The organism is Streptococcus sp. HMSC072D03 (genome assembly GCF_001812855.1).
In the GTDB taxonomy this organism is placed as follows: Bacteria; Bacillota; Bacilli; order Lactobacillales; family Streptococcaceae; genus Streptococcus; species Streptococcus salivarius_D.
In genome coordinates this window covers 75,283-97,435 of the sequence record NZ_KV810696.1, presented here as the reverse complement: position 1 = coordinate 97,435, position 22,153 = coordinate 75,283, and the positions used below count along the sequence as shown (strand labels likewise).

Here is a 22,153-nt window from a genome sequence, read left to right as displayed (position 1 = left end):
CTCCGTTTTTTATTCTTTTTCTTTTTTGATGCTTTCTTAAGTGATGGCGGACGTCAGCGACCGACGCAGTCGTTCCATGACTAGTTATCGAGCCAAAGTCTCGATAACTCCGCTTCCTATAACCGCTCTGCAGTTATAGGAATATCATCACGGCGAAAGCATCGCGCCTGAGCAGAGCGAACTGTTAGTATCTTACTCTGTTTGCAGCAAGACTGAGCAAATTTAGATAACTATTGCCACGGCGAAAAATATCGCCTGTTCTATGCAGAGCGTGTTTCATGCATTGATAGATATACACCAATTTTGTAATCTATCACGGTGAAAGCATCGTTCCTGAGCAGAGCGAACTGTCGAATTGTGAGCAGCTTCAAATAAGTGCAAATAGGTTCAGAATGGTCTCGACCACGGCGAAAAATATCGTCTACTCTAGGCAGAGCAAAGCTTAAAACTAACAGTCTTATGCTTATCATTTATCTATAAAAGAACGGTCATACCCTTTTGAGAGCATACAAAAGCCCCTGAGGGCAGACCCTAGGGATTTTTTCGTTCTCATATATATGTCATTAGTATAGGTTAAATTGAGTAAAATTGCAAGTACAATGTCATTTCACTAACATTTGTAAGCATTTTACGATGTTTGATAAAAATATCGTTCTAAAACCTGCTCATTTTTCACAAACTTATCATAAATGTTCGTAAATTATAGCCAAACGTAGCAGAAATTTGTTTTCTGTTCCTATTTATAATAGACTAACACTAACATTAGATGAAAAGGTGACTCTATGACTATAAATCAACTGCTTCAAAAGCTGGAGCCTACCAGCCCTATCCTTCAAGCTAACTTTGGAATTGAACGCGAAAGTCTTCGTGTCGATAGACAGGGAAAATTAGCACATACGCCTCACCCTTCCTGCCTAGGAGCTCGAAGTTTCCACCCTTATATTCAAACAGATTTTTGTGAGTTTCAAATGGAGCTCATCACACCAGTTGCTAAATCTACCACTGAGGCCCGACGTTTTCTTGGAGCCATTACCGATGTAGCTGGACGTTCCATCAGTAAAGATGAACTTCTCTGGCCCTTGTCCATGCCACCTCGTATCAAGGCCCAAGAAATCCAAGTTGCTCAACTGGAAAATGAATTCGAACGCCATTATCGCAACTACTTGGCTGAAAAATACGGAACCAAACTACAAGCTATCTCAGGTATCCACTATAATATGGAACTAGGGAAAGATTTGGTTGAGGCCCTATTCAAAGAAAGTAACCAGACTGATATGATTGCTTTCAAGAACGCCCTCTATCTTAAGCTGGCTCAGAACTATTTGCGCTACCGTTGGGTGATTACCTATCTCTTTGGTGCTGCACCTGTTGCTGAGCAAGGCTTCTTCGACCAAGAAGTGCCAGAACCCGTGCGTTCCTTCCGTAACAGTGACCATGGTTATGTCAATAAGGAAGAAATCCAAGTATCTTTTGCAAGCCTAGAAGATTATGTCTCTGCCATCGAAAACTATATCGAACAAGGAGATTTGATTGCAGAGAAGGAATTCTACTCAGCTGTTCGTTTCCGTGGACAAAAGGTTAATCGTTCCTTCCTTGACAAGGGAATCACCTATCTGGAATTCCGTAACTTCGACCTCAACCCCTTTGAGCGTATCGGTATTAGCCAAACTACCATGGATACCGTACACCTACTCCTTCTAGCCTTCCTCTGGATGGATGCCTCTGAAAATGTCGATCAGTCTCTTGCTCAAGGTCACGTGCTGAATGAAAAAATCGCCCTCTCTCATCCTTTAGAGCCTCTACCATCTGAAACTGAAACTCAAAACATTACGACGGCTCTGGACCAACTGGTGCAACATTTTGGCCTAGGTGACTATCATCAAGATTTGGTCAAGCAAGTTAAAGATGCCTTTGCTGATCCTAGCCAGACACTAGCAGCCCAACTCTTACCTCATATCAAAGACAAGTCCCTTGCTGACTTTGCTCTTGACAAGGCTCTTGCCTATCATGATTACGACTGGACTGCCCACTATGCTCTTAAGGGTTATGAGGAGATGGAACTTTCTACTCAGATGCTACTCTTTGATGCCATCCAAAAAGGGATTCATTTTGAAATCCTAGATGAGCAGGATCAGTTCCTTAAACTCTGGCATAAAGATCATGTTGAGTACGTCAAAAATGGTAACATGACCTCAAAAGACAACTATGTAGTACCTCTTGCCATGGCTAATAAAACCGTGACCAAAAAAATCCTGGCTGATGCTGGCTTCCCTGTCCCTGCTGGCGACGAATTTACCAGTCTAGAACAAGGTCTAGCCTACTATCCTCTTATCAAGGACAAGCAAATTGTGGTTAAACCAAAATCAACCAACTTTGGTCTGGGCATTTCCATTTTCCAAGAGCCTGCCAGCCTTGATAACTATAAGAAAGCCCTCGAGATTGCCTTTGCAGAAGATACAGCTGTTCTTGTTGAAGAATTTATCCCAGGAACCGAATACCGTTTCTTCATTCTGGATGGGCGCTGTGAGGCTGTCCTCCTTCGTGTCGCTGCCAATGTTGTCGGTGATGGCAAACACACCATTCGTGAATTGGTCGCTCAGAAAAATGCCAATCCATTGCGAGGACGTGATCACCGCTCACCACTTGAAATCATTGCGCTAGGAGACATCGAACAACTGATGTTAACACAACAGGGTTATACACCTGATGATATTCTCCCAGAAGGGAAAAAGGTCAATCTACGTCGTAACTCTAACATTTCTACGGGTGGTGACTCTATTGATGTCACTGAGACCATGGATTCCTCTTACCAAGAACTAGCTGCAGCTATGGCAACTAGCATGGGGGCCTGGGCTTGTGGGGTTGACCTCATTATTCCAGATGAAACCCAACCTGCTAGCAAAGAAAACCCTCATTGCACCTGCATCGAGCTCAACTTTAACCCTTCTATGTATATGCACACCTACTGTGCTGAAGGACCTGGACAGGCTATCACTTCAAAAATCTTAGACAAGCTTTTTCCAGAAGTTGCCACAAATCAAAACTAAAACTTAAATCTTAGGCGCAAAACAAATCACCTTTATCTCGAGATAAAGGTGATTTTGCTTTATTAACCAAACTCTCCTGCTTCTTCCTCAGGATGAGTTTCCATGTACTGGATGTGTTGTATATAGGCATCTTGAGCCTGATTGAAGGCTTCCTGATCACTATAAGGATAATCTATGTAAAAGAGGTCCCGCCAGCCATTCAAGGTTTGGCTATTGTAGAAACCTTGAATCTTTGTGGGAAGAAACTCTTTGTTGTAGCTAATCCGCAACTTGAGTAGAGTCTTATCCTGAAACTGAGTTATGATACTGTTGGAGGTTTCTTGGCCTTCCAAACTAGTCCAAACCTTATTCAGAACAATGTCCTGACTATAGTGATTAGCTTTTATGCGATTTTTGTCCACTGGGAGCTTCTGGGTCGCCTCTAAAAGGTAGGACACCTCTCCTTGAAAATAAGCCTCAATGGTCAAATCTCCAAGACTTGAGCCAAATAATAGGCCATCCTTAATAGCAATGTTTGATCCAAAAAGTCTTTGGCCAGACACATCAAAGGACATCCCCTCATCCTGCCCGTAGAGCTTGATGGCATAGGCATCCCTTACACGATAGAAATTTTTAGCGACAAGAACACTATCAAGGGTTTCAGTCTTTTTTGTCTCCACCTTGGGGCTTGTAGGTTTCTTGGTAAAAGCTGTCAAACCCATTAAGCACAAGATGAGAGCGAATATAATCAAGGTAAGCATTGTAGACCTGGAGCCGGTCTTCAGCTTTAACTTGTCTCCATGTTTCAAGGTCTTTCAAGCCTCCTTTTTTAACAATATCAGCATAGCGCCCACCATTTAAGACATTCTTGGGATTTTTCCACTTCCTAACCATCTTGCGTCTAATCGCATTGTCAGCAGGATGACGAACGTCGAGATAGGTATGGCTATTATTGAGATAGGCTGGTAGGTCAGCATTCAAGCCCTTAGACAGCCCATAGTTAGCAGAATCCGTATCGGCAATGTCAGCGCCAGCTTCAATCTTATAATGCTTAGGATTAGAGTCGATGCTACCGTCTTTCCTTTTCTTGTAGACATTCCACTCAGAAACAAACCTCCCCGTATCCATATTGACAATAAACTCAATAAAACGGGAATTGCTAACTCCATAAGGGCCAATGACACTGGTCTGAGGTAGCTGAATTTTCATGTTCTGCGGATAGGTAAAGTCTCCCAAGCTTCGATTATGGTAGGAAGCACCTGTTGTGTAATCCAGATGAATGTTCTTGTCCTTGCTGTAGGCCAGTAGCTTATCCAAGTCTGTCTTACCCTTGTAGTTGCTCCTAATATAATCCATAGACTGCTTATCAATCCAAGACCTAAAAAGGTGGAGCTTGATACCTAAGTCATCCACCCCAAGCCCTAAATCCGTCTGATAGGTCTCCATAATAGCCTCACGGAAGTAACTATAAAAAGGACTGGTTGGCTCTAGCTTCTTAGAAAATTTATAACCTGACTTCCCTAACTGGAGGAACTGGTACTTGTCCACATAAACCTGCATGTGCTCCATAACCAAATTGAGCTTGTCATGATTAGGGAGTTGAGAAGCTTGGAAAAAGGACGTATAGGTATCTGAGCCCACTTCCTTACTTTCTTGGTCAATGTCCTGTAAAACCTTATCTAACTGGGTCAAGGAAGTCTTTTTCATCTTACTTCTCACCTGAGCCACATAGGCTGGCTTAATGGCCTGATCCCAGTGGTCACGAGCCATAATAGCATCTGCCTTTTGTGAAATCAAGGTCAATCGCTTTTGATAAGACGCGTCCTCCAAGGCCAGCTTTAAAGCCTTTGATGGCGTCGCTTCAACCACAGATAAATCACCGTAGATATCTGCCTTTAGGACAAGATTTACCTGCATATCATAGGAATGATTGATATGGAGAACGAGGTGAATCTTCCCATCTTCCTTCCTAACAGACAAAGCATCGAGTTGATAAGATTGGATAACCCCAGCCTGACTAAGTGCCAGTCTATCTATATTTTCCAAAGAATCCTGATAGATATAGGAAATCTCAGGGTCTTTGACCTTCTTTACCAAAGAGTCATTTCGCTGTCGATTGAAAACCACAAGACCAAGTATGAGGATTACAGCCAGGGCACTTGCCAGATACTGTAAAATTACTTTCTTCATAGTACTTCCATTATAGCATAGGAGGGCAAAATATTCTGAAAACGATTGGCAAACGTTAAAAACAAATGAAAAACAGGCCGACTAAGACCTGTTTGAATGGATAGTTTATAAATCGCTCAAGCGACGATGTTTAATACTAAAATCAAAATAAGCATTTTCCTGAAGTTTGTGGAATATGTCTCTGTAGGCTTTTTCGTCAAAGTGATCGCCGCGATAGAGAATTTCAAAACTCAAGCCCTCATATTCCAAGAAGGCATTGGAAGTCTTAAAACCATTACGCTTATAGAAATCCCAACGCGCCGCACGTTGCTCAGGATTGTCATTAGGTTCATCCAAGCGCTCTACTTCCAAGACCATAGAACGTGATGGTCCATAAAAGTCCACCAGTTTATCAATAATCTCACTTCCGTAGCCATGACTCCTCATTTGAGGTACGATGGCGAAGAAGCTCACATAAAAAACTTTGGCATTGTAGAGAACTGAGGCAAATCCAACAAAATCATCCTCGTCATAAAAGGCAAAGAAATGATAATCATCATGACCATCCAATTGTAAAAACTCACTTAATGGAATACGTTCTTCTTCTGGAAAGGCCTCGTTATTTAAGCGCTCTACCCTATCTAATTCTGGAAACTCTTTGGTAATTAATTGGCTGCGTAAAGACATAAATTTTCCCCCTTTTTCTGATGCTTATACCTATAGGTCATTATAACATCTTGATAAGTAAGTGCAAGTTTTAAGGGCTTGGATTAAGCTAGGGACAAACTCCTACTGTAACAGACACTCTAAATGCTGCTTATCTGTCTCAGTCATCTCTCTTCTTAAAAAAATAAAAGACAACGACCATTTCTAGTCGCTATCTTTTTTGTGATTCATAAGCTATCGCCTATTTTTTCAATTCCCAAATTTCTTTAGCATACTCTGTAATCGTATCATCCGAAGTGAATTTATGAGATTTAGCAATATTAGCCAAGCTCATACGTGCCCACTTGTCATGATCACGATAAAGTGCATCGATTTTCTCTTGAGCTTCTACATAAGCAGCGAAGTCTTCCAAGAGGAAGTACTCATCGTTGTGGGTGATGAGGGCTTCGTAAATTTCAGTACCTTCAGCTTGAGCATTTGGAATCGTACCGTTAACAAAAGTATCGACGACACGACGAATGACTGTGTTATTTTCATAAACTGCACGAGAGTAGTAATCGTGACGTGCATAGTGTTCATAAACTTCGTCCTTGTCCATACCGAAGATAACAACATTCTCATCGCCTACTTCGTCCTTGATTTCAATGTTGGCACCGTCAAGTGTTGCCAAGGTAATAGCACCAGTCATCATGAATTTCATGTTTGAGGTACCAGATGCTTCTTTAGAAGCCAATGAGATTTGTTCAGAGACATCTGCTGCTGGAATGATAAGTTCCGCAAGGCTGACACGGTAGTTTTCAAGGAAGACCACTTTAAGTTTTCCTTGGAGGCTTTCATCATTGTTAACAAGATTGGCAACTTCGTTGATAAGTTTGATAACAGATTTAGCGAAGTGATAACCAGGGGCAGCTTTGGCACCAAAGATGAATACACGAGGTACCATGTCTTTATCTGGATTATCTTTCAGATCCCAATAAAGTTTGATGATGTGGAGAAGGTTAAGCAATTGACGTTTGTAAGCGTGAAGACGTTTCACTTGAACATCAAAGATAGCATCTGTAGACACTTCTACGCCTGTTGTTTCTTTGATGTAGTCTGCCAAACGTTGTTTAGCAGTCTTCTTAACTTGATAGAACTGGTTCAAGACTTCCTTGTCATCCAAGTAAGTTGTAAGATTTTCAAGCTCATGGATGTCGTTACGCCAACCATCACCAATCACGTCATCAATGGTTGCTGAAAGTTCAGGAGCTGCAATTTGTGTCCAACGACGTTGAACGATACCATTTGTCTTGTTATTGAATTTTTCAGGATAAATAGTATAGAAATCGTGAAGTGTATCTTCTTTAAGAAGTTCGGTATGAAGTTTGGCAACCCCGTTAACTGAGTGACCACCGATGATAGCCAAGTTAGCCATATGAACTTGACCATCCTTAACGATACGAGTACGTTCGATAACATCCGCAGCAATACCACGTCCAGCCATTTCAGCAATGTAACGGTTGTCGATTTCCAAGATGATTTGGTAAACACGTGGAAGGACACGTTTGAAGAGCTGTTGATCCCATTTTTCAAGGGCTTCTTGAAGAATAGTGTGGTTAGTGTAGCTCATAGTCTTAACAGTCGCATTCCAAGCATCTTCCCATGAAAGACCATATTCATCAAGGAGAAGACGCATGAATTCAGCTGGTGCAACCGCAGGGTGGGTATCATTGATGTGAACAGATACTTTTTCGTGGATATCTTTCAATGGCAAGCCCATCTTGAGGTAAGATTTGATGATTGTTTGGAGACCGGCACTTGTCATAAAGTACTCTTGAACCAAACGCAATTTTTTACCTTCAATTGTTGAATCATCTGGATAAAGAATGGCAGTAATATCTTTCACACGACGGCGTGCTTCCAATGTTGGGTAATCCAACTCATATTCTTCAGGAATTTCAACATCCCAAAGGCGAAGATTGTTAATCACACCATTTTTATAACCAATTTGCGGCACATCATAAGGTACGGCACGAAGGACTTGAGCATTCTTATAAGTTGGGACAAAGCGACCATCTTCATTGCTTTCAAGAACTACATCACCAAAGAGTTTCACATAGACAATATCGTGGTCTTTACGTGTTTCCCAAACATTACCTGTAGAACCAAACCAACCATCTGGTAATTCCACCTGGTAACCATCAACAATACGTTGTTTAAATAGTCCATAGCGGTAACGAAGACCGTTACCAAAACCAGGATAACCAGTAGTCGCAAGTGAATCCATGAAGGCAGCAGCCAAACGACCAAGACCACCATTACCAAGTGCCATGTCATGCTCAGCTTCTACAACTTCACGGAAGTCAATATCAAGTTCTGCGAATCCCTCTTTAACAAGGTCAAGAATACCAAGGTTGAGAAGGTTAGTTTCCAACATACGACCTGGAAGAAATTCAATCGAGAAGTAGTAAGCAATTTTTTCTTGATTGTCTGAAAGTGCATGGTTACGTTCAATCCATGTATTTGTGTAATATTTACGGATCAAACCAGCCAAGGCAGTAAAAATCTCCGTTGGTGTGGCCTTAGCAACTTTAATCAACTGCTCTTGATGGAGAGTATCCTTAAAGTCACGGATGAATTGTTCTTTTGTTAAATTTTCGAGTTGCATAGAAATCCTTTCTTACTACTTCCTTATCTTCAATACACTTCTTACAGGTATCTATTCAGATAAGAGGGAATTGGAAATTTTACTCAAACTTCCAAACCTTGCCAGACAAGATTCGAAACAGACATTTCAAAATCTTTATTTACAAAACTGTCAAAACAGTCAATTATATTATAACACGATTAGAGTTATTCTTCTATTCAGACTTTTAGACGCTTTCTCTATAATCTCTGCCAAGCAAAACTTAGGGGCTAAATAATTTTAGAAGCGTTTTCAAACGCTTTACACGAAGATAACTTTTCCCTTGCGAGAAAAGTTATCTTTGGAATTATACTAATTGTTTGTACAAATCAACATATGCCAAACTTGCTGTATCCCATGAGAAGTCACGTGCCATCGCATTGTGCTGGAGTTGTTTCCAAGCATCAGCGTTGTTTTCGTAAACATCGAGAGCTTTTTCAAGGGTTTGAACCATCCAGTAACCTGAGAAGTTACCAAATGAGAAGCCTGTACCTGAGCCTGTCACAGGGTTGTAAGGTTCAACGGTGTCACGAAGACCACCAACCTCACTAACCACTGGCAAGGTACCATAGCGCATAGACATCATTTGAGAGAGGCCACATGGTTCAAAGGCTGAAGGCATAAGGAAAATGTCACAACCAGCATAAATTTGTTGAGCCAACTCTAAGTTGAAAGTAATGTTGGCAGACATTTTTTCTGGGTAAGCATGAGCGAACCAAGAGAAAGAATTCTCATAGTCGCTATAACCAGTACCCAAAAGAACAATCTGAACATCATGTTGCAAGATGTTGTGAAGTTCATTTACCACCAAATCGAAACCTTTTTGGTCAGTCAAACGAGAGACAATACCAATCAATGGAACGTCTTCACGAACTGGAAGTCCAACACGATCTTGAAGAGCTGCCTTGTCTTTGGCTTTACCTGACAAATCATCCACTGAGAAATGATAAGGAATGTGAGTATCTGTTTCTGGATCAAGGAGGTCCGTATCGATACCATTAACAATACCAGATAACTTACCAGATTCCATGCGCATGATTTGATCAAGGCCTTTACCAAATTCAGGTGTTTGGATTTCACCAGCATATGATGGTGAAACTGTTGTGACACGGTCTGCGTAAAGAACAGCTGCTTTCATCCAGTTGAGGCAATCATTCCAACGGAGGGTACCATCAGCATAACGCTCGTAACCAACACCAAAGATTTCCCAAAGCATACCACTGTCAAATTGACCTTGGAACTCAATATTGTGGATAGTGAAGACTGTCTTAATACCTTGGTAAGCTTGAATCCAATGGTATTTTTCCTTAAGAAGGAATGGAATCATGCCTGTGTGGTAGTCATGAGCATGGAGAATATCTGGAATAAAGTCCACTTTTTCCATCAACTCAAGGGCAGCCATTTGGAAGAAGCCGAAACGCTCACCATCGTCCCACTCACCGTATACCGTACCACGGTTGAAATACTGCTCATTATCAATGAAGTAGAAAGTCACACCATCGCGAACGATTTTCTTGATGCCGACATATTGACGACGCCAACCAACATTTGTATAGAAGAAGCCAAGGTCTTCAACCTGATCGCCAAATTTAGCCGAAACCACATCATAATATGGGAGAATTACGGCAACTTCGTGACCATTTTTGACTAGAGATTTAGGAAGAGCACCGATAACGTCACCCAAACCGCCAGTTTTAGCGAAAGGAGCACCCTCTGCTGCTACAAATAAAATTTTCATCGTACAATATCCTCTGTTACAACGCTACCTTTTTTGATGACAACTGGGTTGTTTTCTGTACCTCGAATCGTAACACCTTCAGCAATTTCAACACCTTTATCCACAATAGCGTATTCAACTGTCGCGCCCTTGGCAACTTTAACACGTGGGAAGAGAATTGAATGGCTCACACTAGAACCTTCAGACAAATCAACATTACGTGAAATCACTGAGTTCTCAACTTTTCCTCGTACAATCGAACCAGATGCAAATTGTGAAAGCTTAACTTCTGAAGAGTCTGAATAGTATGTTGGCTCTTCATTTTTAACTTTTGTATAAACTTTTTGGTTTGGTGCAAAAAGTTTATAGAATTTGTGTGATTCCAACATATCCAAGTTAGCATCAAAGTATGCTTTCACTGAGTGGATATTTGAAAGGTAACCAGTGTACTCGTAAGCAAAAGCATTTTCAGCAACTGCCAAATCACGAAGTACATAACGAAGCTTACGTGGTTCTTCTTTAGCTGCTTCTTCTTCCAATTTTGCAATCAAGAATGGTGTATCCACAACAAAGATGTCTGTAGACATATTGTAAGCTTCTTTATCTCCACCCTGGAAGAGCTCATGGCTAAGCACTTTGTCAGATTCATCAATTTCCAAAATGCTGTTTACATCTGAAATGAGTTCTTTAGGAAGTTTTTTGTAGACCACAGTAACTTTTTGTTCTGTTGTATTGTGGAGGTGGAAAACTTGGTTAAGATCAATGTTGACCAAAACATCACTGTTAAGCGCTACCGTTTGGTCTGAACCTGAACGTTTAAGGTAAGTCAAAATTTGACGATAGTATTCTTCATCAACAGTTGAACTTTCAACTGGAGTGTTATAAATACCAAGGTAGTAGTGGCTGAGGAGTGTTGACAAGCCCCACTCACGACCTGAACGAATGTGGTCGAAAACAGAACTGATGTTTTCGTTTTGGAAGATACCAAAGACGCTACGGATACCAGCGTTAGCCAAGTTAGACAATGGGAAGTCGATGAGGCGATATTTTCCACCAAATGGTAGGGTGGCAATAGGACGGTGCTCAGTCAAACCATCCATGTCATGGAATCCTACGGTATTTCCTAGAATTGCAGAATATTTATCAATCTTCATCTTTTGGTACCCCCACTACTTCATTGTATCCTACGACTTGCACTTCTTCTGTACCGTCAATTTCCACACCCTCAGAAATGTGTGCACCTTCACCGATAATAGCACGTTTAATTTTTGCACCTTTACCAATGACTGCACCACTCATGATTACTGAATCCTCAACAACTGCTCCTTCACGGATTTGCGCACTTGTTGAAAGCACAGAATGTTTAACAGTTCCATCAACTATTGAACCGTCGACTACAAGGGAATCCTCAACATGGGCATGTTCACCAAAGAAGTTTGGTGGAGCAATCACGTTACGTGAGTAAATTTTCCATTGACGGTTACGACTATCCAAGGCATTTTCAGGAGAAATGTACTCCATGTTTGCTTCCCAAAGGGATTCGATGGTACCTACGTCTTTCCAATAGCCTTCAAATTCATAAGCAAAGACGCTTTCACCTGTTTCAAGATAAGCTGGGATAACGTTCTTACCAAAGTCTGACATATCAACGGCACTCTTTTCAGCTGAAACCAACATGTTGCGAAGACGTTTCCAGTCAAAGATGTAAATACCCATTGATGCCTTAGTTGATTTAGGATTTTCAGGTTTTTCTTCAAATTCGACGATACGGTTATTAGCGTCAGTGTTCATGATACCGAAACGGCTAGCTTCCTTAAGTGGTACATCAAGAACTGCTACAGTAAGACTCGCGTTGTTGTCTTTGTGTGCTTGGAGCATATCATCATAGTCCATCTTGTAAATATGGTCACCAGACAAGATTAAAACGTATTCAGGATTGATGCTGTCGATATAGTCAATGTTTTGGTAAATAGCGTGGCTGGTACCTTCAAACCAACGATTACCTTCACTAGCTGAGTAAGGTTGAAGAATTGATACACCAGAGTTAACACCATCCAAGCCCCAACTTGAACCATTTCCGATATGGTTGTTCAAAGCAAGTGGTTGATACTGTGTAATGACACCAACATTGTTAATCCCTGAATTGGCACAGTTTGACAAACCAAAGTCAATGATACGGTAGCGTCCACCAAACTGAACAGCTGGTTTGGCAATACTTTGGGTCAATTTTCCAAGACGAGTTCCTTGCCCACCAGCAAGGATCAAAGCCAACATTTCATTTTTCATGAATAGTCCCCCTCATGATTTTTAGTTTCATCCCAAAAAGGATGACGAGATAATCAGTCGAAACTGATTATGACAATTAAAGTAAGTTTTTCACTAATAGTAACAGTTCGAAAATCAAAAGCATCTTAGAATTGTGATTTTCTATCTATCACCCCGAAAAACAAATCGTGTACACGTTTAAGTCTACCCTTTATTTCAAACGACGTTTTACACGCCAGATACTTGCTCCTAGAGCAGGTAGGGTGAAGCTAAGGGTATTTTCATAGTCCTTCCACTTCGCTTTTTGGGTACGGGTTTCAGGATTTCCTTCTTTCCAAACGCCACCGAATTCTTCCATCTCAGTGTTAAGCACTTCTTGGTAGATACCAGCTACTGGCAATCCAATAGTGAAGTTTTGACGTTCCACTGGAGCTAGGTTGAAGACACAGACGAGGAAGTCACCCTTATCGCCTTTATCATCTTTACGAATGAAGGAAAGAACACTTTCAGCACGGTTATCCGCATCGATAATCTCAATACCATCGTAAGAATCATCAATCTGCCAGAGAGATTTATGGTCCTTGTAGAAAGCATTCATATGGCTAGTAAAGGCCTGCATCTTCTGGTTCATCTCATCTTCAAGATTACCCCATTCGAGTTGATAATCAAACTTCCACTCCAAGAATTGACCAAACTCAGAACCCATAAAGAGCAATTTCTTACCTGGGTGACAGAGTTGGTAAGCATAGAGGTTACGAAGACCAGCAAATTGATTATAGCGGTCACCCCACATCTTATGCATCATGCTCTTCTTACCATGAACCACTTCATCATGTGAGAAAGGTAGAACATAGTTTTCATTGAAGCAATACATGAAACTGAAGGTCATCAGATTGAAGTCATACTGACGGTAAACTGGATCTTCTGCGTAGAATTTGAGGATATCGTTCATCCAACCCATATTCCATTTGAAGTCGAAACCTAGACCACCTTCTTCAATCGGTTGGGTGATTGGCGTTGCTGCAGTTGATTCTTCCGCAACCATCATAACATCTGGATAGCGTTTTTTAATTTCACGATTGAGTTTTTGAAGGAAGCCGTAGCCTTCCAAGTTACGATTTCCACCGTCCTTGTTAGGCATCCATGGACCTTCATCATAGTCCAAATAGAGCATGTTAGATACTGCATCCACTCGGATACCATCGATATGATAATTTTCAATCCAGTAAAGAGCACTTGAAATAAGGAAAGACTGAACTTGATTTTTTCCTAAGTCAAAGTTAAGTGCGCCCCAACGATAGTTATGAGCTCGATCATGATCCTGATATTCGAAAGTTGGTGTACCATCGAAGTAGGCCAAAGCATCGTCATTCTGTGTATAGTGACCTGGGACCCAGTCTACCAAGACACCGATATTATTCTGGTGACATGCTTCTACGAAATCTTGAAATTCTTCTGGTGTGCCATAGGTATGCTCAAAAGCAAAGTAACCCATAAGCTGGTAACCCCAACTCATCCCAAGAGGATGAGCCATGAGTGGCATGAATTCCACGTGGGTATAGTTCATCTCAACCAAATATGGAATCAACTCTTCTTTCAATTCTTTGAAAGTATAAGGTTGACCATCCTCTTTTAGTTTCCAAGATGATGCATGAGCTTCATAGATATTAACCGGACGTTTTTGGAAACCAAAGCGTTTACGACGACCCATCCAAAGGCCATCCTTCCACTTCTTAGTTTTCTTCTTACGAATCACAGCTCCTGTTCCAGGACGAGGCTCTAAGTAAGTCGCAAAAGGATCCATCTTTTCGACGACTTGACCTCCCTTACGTTTCACCAAGAACTTATAGAGTTGTCCTTCCTCTGGGAGAGCTGAAGTTGCCTCCCAAACACCGATATGGTTTTTGGTCATATCCAGAGGTTCATCAAACCAACCTGTGAAATCTCCAATTACCTGAATCTGCTCAGCATGAGGGGCCCACACACGGAAGATAAAACCTTCTTCTCCCTCTAATTCATGCACACCCAAATAATTCTGAAGGTGGAAGTTCTCACCTGTTCCAAATGTGTACATGGCTTCATCGAGATTCATACCATCACTCCTTTCTTAAACTAGCCTTGATAGTTCTAACTATCAAGAAATTAAAACATTGAAATATATGTAAATACACTAGAAAACCCTTCAGACCGATAGGGCTTACAAGTAAACAAAACCACTTATGTAAGCGTTTACTGTATTATAACATTTTTTGACATTCTTGTCAGTAAATCTCCAAATCTTTTTTCATATTATCGAACACAAAAGTCTTACGTAATTTTCCAGAAATATGTAATTCAACAATACCTGAATCATACTCAGCTTTTGCGACATAAAGATTATCGTAAATATCTGCATATGAACGATATGAAAATTCTTGTACGGTTTGCTTACGCTCAATTAATTTGGCAACTTTAGCAACCAAGTCTTTCTTAAGAGTCACTTGATTCCAATCCACCTGATTAACAGCATCAGGGGCATTGTAGCTATTCATGGCACGCTTAACATCCGCTTCCGTGTAATTTCCATCTTCACCTGTTGCAACCATCTTACTACGCTGGAATTCTTGTCCCAATTGCATGAAACACATCCCCTGCATAGTCAGATTGAGGGCATTAGCCAAGTAGATACGTTTTTCAATATCCTCTGGCGAATCATGTGGATGCAAATGGTGCATCAAATCATTCAAATTGTAGTTGTCATGCGCTTCGATATAGTTGAGGACCTGACCAGGCATGAGGTAGTTTACAAAACCACGGCTACCAAGCAGACTCTTGGCAATCTGATCTTCCAATGGAGCTCCAGACACATAGCCATTACTGATGTGCCCATAGACCTCTGCTCCCTTGACCGCATCACGCGCATTGTCATTGAAAAATCCGATTCTAGGCATCAAGGCTGCATTATCCTTCTTGGCCTTTTGGTCTACAGGAAGTTCAATTCCCATATCCCATCCTTCACCATAAAGAAGAATCCTAGGATCAATATCATCCATAGCCGAACGAACGGCTTTCATCGTTTCGACATCATGTAAGCCCATGAGGTCAAAGCGGAAACCATCCACTCCAAATTCTTCTGCCCAATAGGTCAAAGAATCAATCATATACTTACGGTACATTTCCTTTTCACTGGCTGTTTCATTTCCACAGCCTGATCCATCTTGGAAAGACCCATTGTCATGCATACGGTAGTAATAAGCCGGCACAGATAGTTGGAACGGAGAGCTATAAGAAGAGTAAGTATGGTTATATACCACATCCATGATGACCCCAATTCCTGCCTCATGGTAGGCCTGAATCATTCTCTTAAGCTCTAAAATCGGTGCCACAGGATTCTTCTGATCAGCAGCAAACTGACGGTCCGGAACATTGTAATTCTCAGGATCATAGCCCCAGTTGTAGAGAAGCTTACCATCTTTATCATAGGTTTTATGGTGATCAAAGACTGGTTGCAGTTGGACATAGTTGTAACCCATACGTTTGAGGTAATCAAAACCAGTCACATCTCCATGGGCATTTTTAGTTCCTTTCTGACAGGCACCTAGATAGGTTCCTCTATAGGACTTCTTAACCCCAGACGTCTCTGAAATCGAGAAGTCACGTAGGTGCATTTCACAGATAACGGATGAGCAAGCATTTGCCTTACGCCAGCTCGCTTTTTGCTTGGTAACCTTTTCATACCCTCTTGGGACAAGTCGCTGTGGATTGACCACCAAACTTTTTTTATTATCTAAGCTAAGGGCGATACTATAAGGATCTCTCGTATCCTGATAGAAGCTTTCCTCATGATACACACGAAACTGGTAGGCTACCCCATCCAAATCCTTTTTGACAGTGGTACTCCAAACACCGTGAGTATTCATCTCATGACGGTCCTTATTGACACTGGTTCCTCGGCTCATCTTAATGATCTTAGGTTTTTTACTGCCCTTTTTAAAAAGTAAGAGCTGTACACGACGAGCTAGAGGTGACCAAAGGCGAAACTCTGTAGCCCCTTTTTCATACTTATGACCTAACCAACCTTGAAAGCCCCACTTCTGATCAAATTCCTGTCTACGAAGAGCCACATCAAAGGCATGCTGGTCGCGACCTTCAAAACTATGGCTAGTCAAGGCTGCCTGTTTAGAATAATAAACCGTTGGATCACCTTCAACTATCCAAATAGCATTGGGAGCATCCCCTAGGAAGCGTCGGACACGGTAATCATGTGTTTGCCTCGACCAGTCTTCCGTTTTGACCAAAAGATTGACAGAATCAATAAAACGATTGGAGGGAGAAGTAACCTGACCAACAAGGCCAAAATCATCCTCACGTGAAAAATGGGCTTCTTCGCCCCAATAACCATCTAGCCACTTCCACATACTGTATCTGGAATAGTCGCCATGCATACTATGAAAATGAACGGTTAATAAATTGTCCATTTTTTACTCCTTAGTTTTTGTTACTCACTTTTTCTCCTATTATAGCAGAAAATGTTCGTTTTGTAAGCGTTCTTATGGAATATTTTGCAATTTTTTGGTCTATTTTGAACATAAAAAAAGAATGAGAAAATAAATGGCAAAACACTCATTTTTCTCATTTCTTTTGTCGATTTTAATTCCTTTAGAACTAGGCTTGAGACTCTTTCCAGTCCATTATTCTTGAGTCATCAAAACCTTACGTGGTTTGGTACCTTCAGCTGGTCCGATAACGCCTGCTTCTTCCAACTCTTCCATCAAACGAGTGGCACGGTTGAAACCAACTGACAGACGACGTTGAATCATGGAAGCACTTGCTTTTTGTGTTTCAAGGACCAAAGCCTTGGCCTCTTCAAAGAGTGGGTCACCTTCTGAGCTACCACCATTGGCAGAGGAACCTCCACCAAAATCATTTTCAGAAACTTCACCAGGATCAAAGCTCTCATCATAGTCAGCTGAAGCCTGATCCTTGATAAAGGTCACAATACGTTCTACGTCATCGTCAGAGATGAAGGAACCTTGCAGACGAACAGGGTGGTTTTCATCAATCGGTTTGAAAAGCATATCCCCACGTCCGAGTAGCTTTTCTGCCCCATTTTCATCTAAAATGGTACGACTATCTGTTCCCGAAGACACCGCAAAAGCCACACGAGATGGCACATTGGCCTTAATCAAACCAGAGATAACATCAACCGATGGACGTTGAGTGGCGAGAATCATGTGAATTCCCGCAGCACGTGCTTTTTGTCCCAGACGAATGATGGCATCTTCCACTTCCTTACTGGCTACCATCATCAAGTCAGCCAACTCATCAACGATAACCACAATTAAAGGCAGAGGAATCTGTTTTTCTTGCGACTGAGCGTTCCAGTCTTCCACCTTGGCATTGTAGCCAGCAATGTTACGCACGCCAAACTTACTAAAGAGTTCGTAACGATTCTCCATCTCATCTACCACTTTTTGAAGAGCCTTGGCGGCCTTACGTGGGTTGGTCACTACAGGGATAAGGAGATGAGGAATATCATTGTAAACTGAAAGTTCAACCATCTTAGGATCGACCATGAGGAACTTCACCTGATCAGGACGAGCCTTCATAAGAATACTAGAGATAATACCGTTAACCGCAACCGATTTACCAGAACCCGTAGATCCAGCGACTAGTAAGTGAGGCATCCGACCCAAATCAAAGCTACGAGCCGAACCGTCAACCGCCTTACCAAGGGGAACCTCCAAGAGCTTATTAGGATCCGTCTTGGACTGTTCCCAAAGTTCACGGAAAGAAACCGTTGCAATCTCTGAATTAGGCACTTCGATACCAACCAAAGATTTTCCAGGAATAGGTGCCTCAATACGAACATCTTTCGCAGCTAGAGCCAGAGCCAAGTCATCTGCTAGATTTGAAATGCGATTGACACGGACCCCAACAGCAGGCTTGACCTCATACTTGGTCACTGACGGTCCAATTTCAGCCCGCTCAACCTTGACATCAATATTGAAACTCTTGAAGGTATCTTCTAAGATTCGAATATTCTTACGAACGATGTTCTTCTCTTTAGATTGACTCTTAGGCTTATCAGGTGCAAAGAGATCTATATGAGGTAATTTATACTGCAGGAGTTCCTTAGGCGTGAAATCAACCTCAACAGGGGCATCATCTCCCTCAACCACCATAGATGGGGGAAACTCCTCGCTTGGCACATCCTCTGGATAAGGTGCATAATCTTCTTGGAAATCCTCATAATCCTCTGGAGGCAGATTATCATAGTAGTCCTCAGAGGCATAATCACTGATTTCAGGTTCAGGTGCAAAAATCTCAGCTTCTTGTGGCAAGGCATCTGCGGCATCATCCAAGATTTCTCCCGTCTCCTCGTCAACAGTCAAATCAGCCAGACGCTCGGTCTCGGCACGTTCTTCTGCTTCACGTTCTTTCTGAGCCTGACGTTCTGCCTTCTTCTCCTGACGTTGAGCCGTCCGTTCCAAACGCTTCTCAGCCCCTTTTTGCCAAGCTTCCTTAGCATACTCCATGATATCCAAGACATCCCAAGGGCTAAGAATGAAAGCACCCAAGAGAATAATCAATACCCCAATCATGAAGCTACCGATATTTGAAAAGAGGAAGGAAATCGGTTGGTATAGGAGAGCCCCCAACATACCACCACCCGCAAAACGAGCGACTTGCACACTCACAAGTTCCCCAAAAAGCAAGTCCTTGGTACCAGGGAAAATATCGAGACCGCTCATACGATCTAGACTAAAGAGATAGGCATGAAACTCCAACAAGAGCCCCGCGAAGACCATCCAAAATCCTGTGACATAGTTACTGTGTTTACGTAACCATTTAAAGCCAAAGAGATAAACATAGATAGCAAAAATTAAAGGGTAAGCCATACTCCCCACAAATACTCGAAAGATATTATAGAGGGTAACCCCAAAGAAACCCAATCGAAAGACTGGGAAAATTAAGACAAAGGCAAAAAAGAAGGTCCATAGCATTCGCTTAATCGCCTTCTGTCTGTCTAATTCTGCTTTTGTAAGACGCTTCTTACCATTCTTAGAAGCCGCCCCTTTTTTCGTTTTTTTCGTTGTAGCCATAGGTGTATTATACCACGTTTTTAGACATGAAAAAAGAGAGACAAGTCTCTCCTTAGTTTGAAGACAAAGTCTTCTTTTGACATTATTCTTCAATTAACGATGTTGAGTGAACCGGACGATTCTTACCATCTGGATCAATATATTGAATAGCTTGATTGATAGCGATAGGAGCTTCACCCATTCCCACAGCAATCAAGTCAATCTTGCCTTCATATTCTGCTGCATCACCGATAGCGTAAACACCTTCTTGTGAAGTTTCAAACTGAGCATTAACCGTAACGCTAGAGCGCTTGAAGTCAACATTCCAGTTACGAAGGTTTTTATTGTTGGTTGAGAAGCCAAAGCTAACAATAAGGGCATCAAGCGGCAATTCCACAACTTCATCTGACTTCACTTTTTGAACAGTCAAACTTTGGGTAAGACCATTTTCACCCTTGATTTCAAGAGGTACATACGGTGTCATCACATTAACTGATGATTGATGAAGAAGCTCTACACTATGCTCATGGGCACGAAAGGCATCACGGCGGTGAATCAAGGTCACGCTCTCAGCAATACCATCCAAGTGATTGGCCCAGTCAACAGCTGAATCACCACCACCAGCAATCACAACCTTCTTGCCAGCAAATTGGTCCAGGCTATGCACATTATAGAACAAGTTATTATCCGCATAATCTTCTTCATTGTCCACACCTAAAGGACGTGGGGCGAAGGCACCATTTCCACAGGCAATGACGATAGCCTTAGACAAGTGTTGACCCTTGCTAGTAGTAATTGTGAAGATGCCATCGGTCTTTTCAAAGGTTTGAACTTCCTCTTTCAAATGAATGCTGACACGATCTTCAAAACGCTTAAGCTGAGTCAAGAGGTTTTCTGTCAATTCCGCACCTGTTGTTTGAGGAAAGGCTGGAATATCATAGATTTTCTTCTCAGGGTAGAGGATGGCAGGCTGTCCACCAAGCTCTGACAGACTCTCAATAATATTAACAGTCATGCCACGTAGTCCAGCATAAAAGGCAGCCCAAAGTCCTACTGGTCCACCACCGATAATGGTAATATCATAAATCTTTTCTTCTGACATTTTATTTTCCTTCTGCTTTTATCTCTTCTAAAATCTGACGTTCTTCATCCGTAAAGTCATAGTTTTCCAAAAGATCTGGTCGACGCTCCCAGGTCTTACGCAAACTCTGCTCCATACGCCAACGTCGAATATTGACATGGTGGCCTGACAAGAGCACATCTGGCACCTTCATGCCACGAAACTCAGCTGGGCGAGTGTACTGTGGAAATTCCAAAAGCCCTGATGAGAAACTATCATCCTTATGACTAGCTTCCTTACCTAAAACCTCAGGAATCAAACGGACAGTGGCATCTACAATAGTCATAGCAGCCAGCTCTCCCCCAGTCAAGACAAAGTCTCCCAAGGAAATCTCGTCTGTCACCAAAGTTTTGATGCGCTCATCATAGCCCTCATAATGGCCACAGATAAAGACCAGTTCCTCTTCTTGCGCCAATTCTTCTGCATAGGCCTGATCAAAGGTACGACCCGCAGGATCTAGGAGGATAACACGAGGCTTAGTGACATTTAACTTGTCAAAGGTGTCAAAAATTGGCTGGGCACGTAGCAACATGCCTTGTCCGCCACCATAAGGTTCATCATCTACATGACGAGCCTTTTCCGCATTTTCACGGAAATTGTGATAGTTGATTTCTAGAAGCCCCTTATCCTTTGCCTTACCAACAATGGAATGCTCTAAGGGAGCAAACATATCTGGAAATAGGGTCAAGATATCAATCTTCATCGTCTAATCCTTCCATGAGCTCAACCTCAATACGGCCAGCTGCAACATCAACATCAAGAACTACAGGTGGGATATATGGCAAGAGCAAGTCTTTCTTGCCTTTACGTTTTACCACCCAAACATCATTAGCACCCGGTTGAAGAATCTCTTTGACCTGACCAATCAAAGTATCACCTTCATAAACATCAAGGCCAATGATTTCATGGTAGTAAAATTCACCGTCATCAAGGTCTGTTAGATTTTCCTCAGCAATCTTAAGACTGCAGCCTTTATACTTCTCTACATCATTGATATGGTAAAGCCCTTTAAACTTAACGATATCAAAGTTCTTATGCTTACGGTGACTCGCAATCTCGACATCCATGATGTAATTATCTTTGTCATCAAAAAGGGCTAGGACACTCTTCTTCTTAAAACGTTCATCCGCAAAATCTGTTACAGACAAAACACGAAGTTCGCCCTGCAAGCCCTGTGTATTTACAATCTTTCCAACGTTATAGTATGTCATTGCATTTCCTTATTATCTGTTTTCTTATTCAAATAAAACCACGACTCGACCAAGGGCTTATCATCATATGACAGCCATCACAAAACAAAGTTTTTTCTTCGACTCGAGGTCTCGTTATTTATGATTTTAAAGTGGTATAAAATGTCTGACCTAGGCCAGTCAACCCCTCTATTTTATCAAAAAGGACACAAAAAAACCAGCTTTCTCTAGCTGGTACTTATAGTCCGTACGGGATTCGAACCCGTGTTAC

Annotated in this window: 14 protein-coding genes; 1 reads left to right on the top strand and 13 read right to left on the bottom strand. The window is 41.8% G+C overall.

Going from position 1 to position 22,153, the window contains the following annotated elements; all coding sequences use genetic code 11:
• Positions 1-782: 782 nt before the first annotated feature.
• Positions 783-3,047, top strand: a complete 2,265-nt coding sequence (gene gshAB / locus HMPREF2877_RS09595; RefSeq protein ID WP_045768806.1) for a bifunctional glutamate--cysteine ligase GshA/glutathione synthetase GshB — start codon at positions 783-785, stop codon at positions 3,045-3,047.
• 62 nt (positions 3,048-3,109) lie between these two features.
• Here gshAB and HMPREF2877_RS09590 read toward each other — a convergent pair whose 3' ends face one another.
• The 13 genes from HMPREF2877_RS09590 to rimM all read right to left on the bottom strand — a co-directional run bounded on the left by HMPREF2877_RS09590 (position 3,110) and on the right by rimM (position 21,903).
• Positions 3,110-3,706, bottom strand: coding sequence for a hypothetical protein (locus HMPREF2877_RS09590; RefSeq protein WP_049529306.1), 597 nt, complete (start codon positions 3,704-3,706; stop codon positions 3,110-3,112).
• Positions 3,687-5,216 carry a DUF1310 family protein gene (locus tag HMPREF2877_RS09585; protein ID WP_049529305.1) on the bottom strand — a complete coding sequence of 510 codons (1,530 nt, stop codon included), beginning with the start codon at positions 5,214-5,216 and terminating at the stop codon, positions 3,687-3,689. The genes HMPREF2877_RS09590 and HMPREF2877_RS09585 overlap by 20 nt, the downstream gene beginning before the upstream one ends.
• A gap of 105 nt (positions 5,217-5,321) precedes the next feature.
• Positions 5,322-5,882, bottom strand: coding sequence for a GNAT family N-acetyltransferase (locus HMPREF2877_RS09580; protein ID WP_049529304.1), 561 nt, complete (start codon positions 5,880-5,882; stop codon positions 5,322-5,324).
• 220 nt (positions 5,883-6,102) lie between these two features.
• On the bottom strand, positions 6,103-8,508 hold the full coding sequence (locus tag HMPREF2877_RS09575) for a glycogen/starch/alpha-glucan phosphorylase (RefSeq protein WP_049529303.1): 2,406 nt from the start codon (positions 8,506-8,508) through the stop codon (positions 6,103-6,105).
• A 325-nt stretch (positions 8,509-8,833) separates the two neighbouring features.
• A complete protein-coding gene (gene glgA / locus HMPREF2877_RS09565; RefSeq protein ID WP_014632836.1) occupies positions 8,834-10,264 on the bottom strand; it encodes a glycogen synthase GlgA in 1,431 nt (476 codons plus the stop codon).
• A complete protein-coding gene (glgD, locus tag HMPREF2877_RS09560; RefSeq protein ID WP_002886871.1) occupies positions 10,261-11,397 on the bottom strand; it encodes a glucose-1-phosphate adenylyltransferase subunit GlgD in 1,137 nt (378 codons plus the stop codon). Before glgD ends, glgA begins: the two co-directional genes overlap by 4 nt.
• The gene (locus tag HMPREF2877_RS09555; RefSeq protein WP_002886870.1) at positions 11,387-12,529 is read right to left on the bottom strand and encodes a glucose-1-phosphate adenylyltransferase; all 1,143 of its coding nucleotides are present in this window, start codon (positions 12,527-12,529) and stop codon (positions 11,387-11,389) included. The genes glgD and HMPREF2877_RS09555 overlap by 11 nt, the downstream gene beginning before the upstream one ends.
• 190 nt (positions 12,530-12,719) lie before the next feature.
• Positions 12,720-14,600, bottom strand: a complete 1,881-nt coding sequence (gene glgB, locus HMPREF2877_RS09550) for a 1,4-alpha-glucan branching protein GlgB (protein ID WP_002886869.1) — start codon at positions 14,598-14,600, stop codon at positions 12,720-12,722.
• Between the two features lie 169 nt (positions 14,601-14,769).
• Complete coding sequence (pulA, locus tag HMPREF2877_RS09545) at positions 14,770-16,965, bottom strand: type I pullulanase (RefSeq protein ID WP_070579781.1); 2,196 nt, start codon at positions 16,963-16,965, stop codon at positions 14,770-14,772.
• Positions 16,966-17,178: 213 nt separating this feature from the next.
• Positions 17,179-19,593: an FtsK/SpoIIIE family DNA translocase gene (locus tag HMPREF2877_RS09540; protein WP_070579776.1), complete on the bottom strand. Its 2,415-nt coding sequence runs from the start codon at positions 19,591-19,593 to the stop codon at positions 17,179-17,181.
• Between the two features lie 82 nt (positions 19,594-19,675).
• Positions 19,676-20,674: an NAD(P)/FAD-dependent oxidoreductase gene (locus tag HMPREF2877_RS09535; RefSeq protein ID WP_070579774.1), complete on the bottom strand. Its 999-nt coding sequence runs from the start codon at positions 20,672-20,674 to the stop codon at positions 19,676-19,678.
• A 1-nt stretch (position 20,675) separates the two neighbouring features.
• Positions 20,676-21,395: a tRNA (guanosine(37)-N1)-methyltransferase TrmD gene (gene trmD, locus HMPREF2877_RS09530; RefSeq protein ID WP_002886864.1), complete on the bottom strand. Its 720-nt coding sequence runs from the start codon at positions 21,393-21,395 to the stop codon at positions 20,676-20,678.
• Positions 21,385-21,903, bottom strand: a complete 519-nt coding sequence (rimM, locus tag HMPREF2877_RS09525; RefSeq protein WP_002884411.1) for a ribosome maturation factor RimM — start codon at positions 21,901-21,903, stop codon at positions 21,385-21,387. Before rimM ends, trmD begins: the two co-directional genes overlap by 11 nt.
• Between the last annotated feature and the right edge of the window lie 250 nt (positions 21,904-22,153).